Origin of the sequence: Microbacterium sp. NPDC097977, from assembly GCF_040302605.1 — a bacterium.
GTDB lineage: Bacteria > Actinomycetota > Actinomycetes > Actinomycetales > Microbacteriaceae > Microbacterium.
The window spans coordinates 1-6,436 of the sequence record NZ_JBEOUR010000115.1 but is presented as its reverse complement, the minus strand read 5'-3'; the positions used below and the strand labels follow the sequence as shown (position 1 = coordinate 6,436).

8 protein-coding genes and 1 tRNA gene are annotated in these 6,436 nt (G+C 67.8%); 4 read left to right on the top strand and 5 right to left on the bottom strand.

What is annotated here, in order from left to right; all coding sequences use genetic code 11:
- Positions 1 to 70 precede the first annotated feature (70 nt).
- The 3 genes from mscL to ABTZ43_RS16640 are packed head-to-tail and all read right to left on the bottom strand — an operon-like array spanning position 71 to position 1,401.
- Complete coding sequence (gene mscL, locus ABTZ43_RS16650) at positions 71 to 493, bottom strand: large conductance mechanosensitive channel protein MscL (RefSeq protein WP_253386542.1); 423 nt, start codon at positions 491 to 493, stop codon at positions 71 to 73.
- A gap of 23 nt (positions 494 to 516) precedes the next feature.
- Positions 517 to 789 (bottom strand): FmdB family zinc ribbon protein, encoded by a 273-nt coding sequence (locus ABTZ43_RS16645; protein ID WP_253386541.1) that lies wholly within the window; start codon positions 787 to 789, stop codon positions 517 to 519.
- Positions 790 to 804: 15 nt separating this feature from the next.
- Positions 805 to 1,401 carry a 5-formyltetrahydrofolate cyclo-ligase gene (locus tag ABTZ43_RS16640; RefSeq protein WP_056420474.1) on the bottom strand — a complete coding sequence of 199 codons (597 nt, stop codon included), beginning with the start codon at positions 1,399 to 1,401 and terminating at the stop codon, positions 805 to 807.
- Between the two features lie 40 nt (positions 1,402 to 1,441).
- Between ABTZ43_RS16640 and galU the strand changes: the two genes are divergently transcribed.
- The 4 genes from galU (at position 1,442) to ABTZ43_RS16620 (ending at position 4,033) form a co-directional block, all read left to right on the top strand.
- Positions 1,442 to 2,329, top strand: coding sequence for a UTP--glucose-1-phosphate uridylyltransferase GalU (gene galU / locus ABTZ43_RS16635; protein WP_350539576.1), 888 nt, complete (start codon positions 1,442 to 1,444; stop codon positions 2,327 to 2,329).
- A gap of 46 nt (positions 2,330 to 2,375) precedes the next feature.
- Positions 2,376 to 2,987 carry a GNAT family N-acetyltransferase gene (locus ABTZ43_RS16630; RefSeq protein WP_149422700.1) on the top strand — a complete coding sequence of 204 codons (612 nt, stop codon included), beginning with the start codon at positions 2,376 to 2,378 and terminating at the stop codon, positions 2,985 to 2,987.
- Between the two features lie 77 nt (positions 2,988 to 3,064).
- A complete protein-coding gene (locus tag ABTZ43_RS16625; RefSeq protein WP_350539575.1) occupies positions 3,065 to 3,910 on the top strand; it encodes a hypothetical protein in 846 nt (281 codons plus the stop codon).
- Between the two features lie 47 nt (positions 3,911 to 3,957).
- Positions 3,958 to 4,033, top strand: a tRNA-Ala gene (locus tag ABTZ43_RS16620).
- Between the two features lie 140 nt (positions 4,034 to 4,173).
- Here the strand turns inward: ABTZ43_RS16620 and ABTZ43_RS16615 are convergent.
- Both ABTZ43_RS16615 and ABTZ43_RS16610 read right to left on the bottom strand, forming a co-directional pair.
- On the bottom strand, positions 4,174 to 5,685 hold the full coding sequence (locus ABTZ43_RS16615; protein ID WP_350539574.1) for a carboxylesterase/lipase family protein: 1,512 nt from the start codon (positions 5,683 to 5,685) through the stop codon (positions 4,174 to 4,176).
- Between the two features lie 26 nt (positions 5,686 to 5,711).
- The coding region (locus tag ABTZ43_RS16610) for a zinc-binding dehydrogenase (protein WP_350539573.1) at positions 5,712 to 6,436 on the bottom strand (725 nt) is incomplete at its 5' end.

Genomic DNA, 6,436 nt, shown 5'->3' with positions numbered 1-6,436 from the left:
GGCCCGGATGGGCCGTGCGCGTCGTGATGCGTCGAGTCTCAGCTGCGTCGAGACTCAGCCGCGTCGAGACTCAGCTGCGTGGGGTGCGAGCGAGCAGGTCGCGGATCTCCACGAGCAGCTCGGCCTCGGTGGCCGCGGCCGGCTCCTCCTGCGGCTCTTCGGCCGGGGTGCCCTTGCGCGCTTCGACGTGCGCCTTGAAGGTGTTCATCGGCAGCACGAAGACGAAGTACACGACGAGGGCGACCGAGAGGAAGCTGATGACCGCCGAGATCAGGTCGCCGAGCGGGAAGGTCACGGTGTCGCCGTAGATGCTCTTCAGCTGCGGGCCGAACTGGCCCGTCGCGTCCGCCTTGAAGAAGAGGGAGACGAGCGGGGTGATGATGCTGTTGACCACGGCGGTGACGATCGCCGTGAATGCGGTGCCGATGACGACGGCGACGGCGAGGTCGATGACGTTGCCGCGCAGGATGAAGTCTTTGAAGCCCTTGAGCATGATGTGCCCCTCAGTGATCGATGTCAGGAAGTGGTGGACGTCGTCGCCGGCGCCGGAGTGGAGCTCGACGTCGACTCGGACTTCGATGATGCCGGGGCGGAGGACGAAGCACCAGACCCGGCGCGCGAGTCGGTCCGATAGAACCCGGATCCGTTGAACGTCACACCGATCGATCCGTACTGCTTGCGGAGCTCTCCGCCGCATTCGGGGCAGACGGTCAGGGCGTCGTCGGAGAAGCTCTGCACGGCGTCGAAGGCGTGGCCGCAGGAGCGGCAGGCATAGGCATAGGTCGGCATGGCGATCCTCGAGGGTCAGTGTCGCGGCTGCGACAGGAGAAGGGTCTGCGTGGGGGTGACGACGCCGGTGACCGGCTGATCATGCACCTCTCGGGGCAGGAGATCGAGTACCTCGGAATCATAGATGACCGCGTAGACGGGCGGGCACCTCTCCATCGAGCCGATGGTCTTGTCGAAGTATCCGCGGCCCCACCCCATCCGCATGCCGCCGCGATCCACGGCGGCTGCGGGGATGATCATCAGGTCGACGTCGTTCACGGCGATGGGTCCGAGGACCTCGCCGGTCGGCTCCGGCAGACCGAAGAGCCCCTCGACCACATCGTCGTCCTCGGTGGCGACGGCCCAGTCCAGCAGGCCGTCCGCGCGGGTGATGGGGAGGAGCACGCGGATGCCGCGACGGACGGCGCCGGTGACGAACTCCCGGGTCCCCGGCTCGGTCGTCGAGGACAGGAAGCAGGAGATCGATCGCGCACCGAGCGTCTCGACGAGGTCGTCCAGACGCTGCGCGATCGCGGATGCCGCGGTCTCGCGCTGTGCGTCGCTCAACAGCTGGCGTCGTTCGCGGAGCTCGGCGCGCAGCGCGCGCTTCTGGTGCTCGACGTCGGTGGACATGCCTCCGAGTCTACGGCGGCATCCCCGCTAGGCTGTCAGGATGGGTACACAGAAGATGAAGGCTGTCATTCCCGCCGCCGGACTGGGGACACGATTCCTTCCCGCGACGAAGGCGATGCCGAAGGAGATGCTGCCTGTCGTCGACAAGCCGGCCATCCAGTACGTCGTCGAAGAGGCCGCGAGTGCCGGCATCGACGACATCCTCGTGATCATCGGGCGCAACAAGAACGCCATCTCCAACCACTTCGACTCGGTTCCCGAGCTCGAGGTGAAGCTCATGGAGAAGGGCGACACGGGCCGCCTCGCCAGGGTCGTGCAGTCGAGCGATCTCGCCGACATCCACTTCGTCCGTCAGGGCGAGCCGAAGGGCCTCGGTCACGCAGTGCTGCGTGCGCGCACCCACGTCGGCGACAGCTCGTTCGCCGTGCTCCTCGGCGACGACCTCATCGATGAGCGCGATCCGCTGCTCACCGCGATGATCGCCGAGCACGAGCGCAGCGGTGCCGCGGTCATCGCCCTCATGGAGGTCGACCCCGCCAACATCCACATGTACGGCGCCGCCGCCGTCGAGCCGCTCGAAGGATCGGATGCCGTGCGCGTCACCGGCCTCGTCGAGAAGCCCGCACAGGAGGACGCCCCCTCGAACCTCGCGATCATCGGCCGCTATGTGCTGCCGGCGTCGATCTTCGAGGTGCTCGAGCGCACGGAGCCGGGCAAGGGCGGCGAGATCCAGCTGACGGACGCTCTGCAGGAGCTCGCCACGCGCCCCGAAGGACCCGGCGTCGTCGGAGTGATCTTCCGCGGCCGACGCTACGACACCGGCGATCGGGTGGACTACATCAAGGCGATCGTCCAGCTCGCCTCGGACCGCGAGGACCTCGGCCCCGAGCTGCGGCCGTGGCTCAAGGAGTTCGCGGAACGCCTCTAGGCGTCATCGCGGCGTGGGGAGCGCTCGGATGGATCAGGCGACGGGGATGCGGCATGGTCCCATCGAGCTGCGCCTCGTGCGCCCTCGCGATGCCAGGACGCTTCAGCACGAGCTGTTGAGCAACAGATCCTGGCTGCAGCCGTGGGAGGCGACGGTGCCGTACGGTGCCGTCTCCTTCGACATGAGGCTCAGCATCCGCCGGCTCCTGCAGCAGTACCGCGACGGGTCCGGCTATCCGTTCGTCATGGAGTACGACGGCGAGATCGCCGGCCAGCTCAACGTGTGGGGAGTCGCACGCGGATCTCTGTGCTCGGCGACGATCGGCTACTGGGTCAGCGAGCGCTTCGCGGGCAAGGGCATCACGCCCACCGCTGTCGCCCTCGCGACCGATGCCTGCTTCACCGAGTTCGCGCTGCACCGCATGGAGATCTGCATCCGTCCGGAGAACGCCGCGAGCCTGCGCATCGTCCAGAAGCTCGGCTTCCGGTATGAGGGACTGCGCCGCAGGTACATCCACATCGACGGGGACTGGCGGGACCACTACGCCTTCTCGCTGACCCGCGAAGACGTGCCGCAGGGAGTGCTGGCGCGATGGCTGCGTGGAGAGGTCCCACCGGACGCCGCGACCATCCCTCCCTCCGACCGACTCGCGATCTGACTCGGGCCCCTGAACTCGTCGCGACACACGCCCCGCCTGAGGGCTCCGAGCAACGATCTTCCCGTACCGTTGTCGACATGGACGGGCCGGTGCTGAGCGGGGGAGTGATCGTGCTCGTCGCTGTGCTCCTGTGGATGCTCTATCTGCTGCCCTCGTGGCGTGGACGTTTCCAGTACGACGCCGCCGAGCGCAACGCCGTTCGACTGAACCAGGCGCTCCGGGTGCTCGCGGAGACCAGCGAGACGCCCACGGAGGTCCGCCTCGAACTCAATGCCAGAACGGCGCTGGCGCAGCAGAAGCTCGCGAAGCGACTGCAGTCCGAGAAGGAAGCCGGCGAACTCGCCCTGCTCCGTGAAGAGCTGGCCGCCACGAAGGCGGATCCTGCCGTGCGGCAGGCTCGCGCCCGTCGGCGGGTGCGGTTGACCGCGACGTCCGCGGTGCTGCTCGGGTTCACCCTGGTCGGGCTCGGGGTCTGGCAGCTGCTGACCGTGCAGGCACCGCTGCTGATCTGGGTCGGATCTGTGCTGGTGATCGTGTCGGGCATCGCCCTGCAGCGCATGTCCTCGGTCGCGGCGCGCGCGGCACGTCGTGCGGTGCGGGTCGAGGAGAAGCCGGTGGAGCGGGTTGCGCCGGCGCTGCATGATCAGGGCCGTGCGACCTGGACACCGCGTCCGCTGCCCGAACCCCTCGTCTCTGTGACGGGGTCTCGCGCTCAGGTGGCACGCGCCGAGATGGACGCACAGGAGGGGCGTCGCTCTGCGGCCCGCCTCGCCGAACTCCGCGCCCGCGCAGAGGAGATGGCACCGCCCACCCCCGTGCAGATGCCGGCCGCGGCGTCACCCTTCGCCCGGATGGGCTACGTCGACGACGCGGAGATCGAAGCGCACGTCCGCGACCTCCTCGCCAAGCGCGCAGCCGGATGATGCGCGACGCGAGTGGCGCGGCGAGCGTGATAGCGTAGAACACGTAAGGGCCTATGGCGCAGTTGGTAGCGCGCCTCGTTCGCATCGAGGAGGTCAGGGGTTCGAATCCCCTTAGGTCCACCACAGTCAGCAGTCGGAACACGGGATGCATCCCGAGGATCCGGGTGACGCACCATATGAAGAAAGCCACCGGTTCCCCGGTGGCTTTCTTCGTTTTTCTCGCAGGGGGCACTGCTGCCCACCCCCGCGCTGCGCGGTGACGTCTACGCAGCCGGCGGACGCAGCTGAAGGGTGGCCGGCGGGTACGGGGACCAGAGCTCGCGGGATGCCGACTCCGGGTACTCGATGACATTCGGTCCTTCCTCACCGTCGAAGATGCGTGTGGGCCACACAGTCTCACCCGTCGGTGCCCACCCGGGGTCGCCGGTAGAGGCGAACCGCCGCCAGACGCTGCGCATCTGAGCGCTCAGCTGATGGGCCGAAGCCGGAGGCTCCTCTCCCAGGTACATCGCAGCATCTCTCACAGTGCCGAGCACGAGGGGGATGTCCAACCCGTGACATGCTCTGAGCAGCCCGCCGTAGAGCGGTGACGCCCAGGTGAGCTCGTATCGAAACGCGCTTCCGCCGCCACGCACGTGCGCTGTGGCCAGATGAGCGCTGGGCATCCGGAACGCACCGTCCGACATGAGCACGGTGAAGAGCTCGGCCTCGCTCAACTCCCCGTGGGCAGCGCGCTGTCGATCTTCGGCGGTGTCCCGAGGGCCAGGTCCCCACATCCATGCAGCGTCTTGCACGGCACCGGAGGGAAGTGCGACGAGCTGCCCCGCCATCGCCTCGAACAGCCGCCACTCCTCCCTGGTGTGGCCGACCAGAAGCTGCACATCCCGGGCGTCTCCTCTGGCCAGTGCCTCCCAGGGCTCAGCAGGCAGCGTGTCGTCGTCCATCACCAGGCTGAAGGGCGTCGGCCCGCCGGACACCGCCCCCCAGCGCCGTATGGACGGCATGCGGAGCTGGAGGTCGTCCACCAGCGCGGCCAGTTCGTCCCGACTCAGGGTCGCCACAGCCGCGGCTGTGCTGGGGAGCCCACGGGGCGCCAGGAGCTCTCGAGTGATGTCCTCGGAGAGTTCATGTGAGAAGAAGGTTCCTGGAACGCTCTGCGCGATGGCGCGGTGGAAGAGGCCCTCTGCGGCAGGCGCGACCATGAGGCTCGCGACGCTGGCACCGCCGGATGATTCGCCGAAGATGGTCACGCACCCAGGATCTCCGCCGAATGCCGAGATCTCATCGCGCACCCACTGCAAGGCGAGAATCTGGTCCAGCAGGGCTCGGTTGTTCGGCACATCTTCCAGAGCCAGGTACCCTTCGGCCCCGACCCGGTAGTTCACCGTCACGACGACAACATCGCCGTCGCCCGCGAGTACGGACCCGTTGTAGACGGGATCGGCAGTGCATCCCACTCGGAAACCGCCACCGTACAACCACACCATCACAGGCAGCGGGGCACTGCCGGATGCGGCCGGGGTCCAGACATTGACCGTGAGGTACTGGCCGGCGAGACGGCGGCCCTGAGGGAAGACGGCCGTCGGCACGCCGGGAAAGCCGTACTGCGGCGGTGTCGGGCCGAACTCGTCTGCCTCGAGAACGCCGTCCCACGCTCGAGCCGGCGTCGCGGCGTTGAACCGTTGGGACTCCTCCAGGGTTTCTGCGTAGGGGATTCCCAGAAATACGGATAGGTCGCCCTGCCGAGAGCCACGGATCGCTCCTCGTGTGCTCATCACCTCGATCGGTGTCGAATCCATATCTATGTCCTTTCAGTGTGGGAGGCGTGAACGTCGAGCACGATCTTGCCCAGATGTCGGTTCGCCTGCATGAGCGACTGAGCGGCCTCGGCGTCCATCCAGTCCAGGTGCCGGTCGATCGTCGGCCGCAGGTGCTCTGCGGCGTCAGTCCCTGCGAGAACGCGCGCGACGTCGGCGATGATGTCCGCCTTCTCGCTCGGACTGCGCGTGCGGAAGGTGACGCCGATGATCTCCATCCGCTTGAGCGCCAGCGCCTCCATGTCCAGTTCGCCGAGGCCGCCACCCAGTCGTCCCACGCTCACGAGTCGTGCCTTGAGGGCTGCTGCGATGACGCTGTCTCCGAGATACGGCCCCCCGACGTGGTCCACGATGACGTCGACTCCCGCGTGGTCGGTGGCTGCCCGGACCTGATCGGCGAAGCCGCCCGAAGACGGGTGTATCACCGTATCGGCACCCAGAGAGTGCAGGAGGTCATCGGCTCGGTCGCTCCTCGTCGTCGCGATCACCGGGCTCGCTCCGAGGTACGACGCCAGCTGGACCCCCTGAAGTCCCGCGCCCGACGACGCGCCGTGAATCAGCACGGACTCGCCGGCGGCGAGCCTGCCCGCCGTGACCAGTGCATTGTGCGAGGCCGCCAGCCCGAGAATCGACGCCGCACCCTCGGCGTACGTCCATGTCGACGGAATCTTCACCGCCAGTCCGGCATCCACGGCGACCCGCTCGGCGT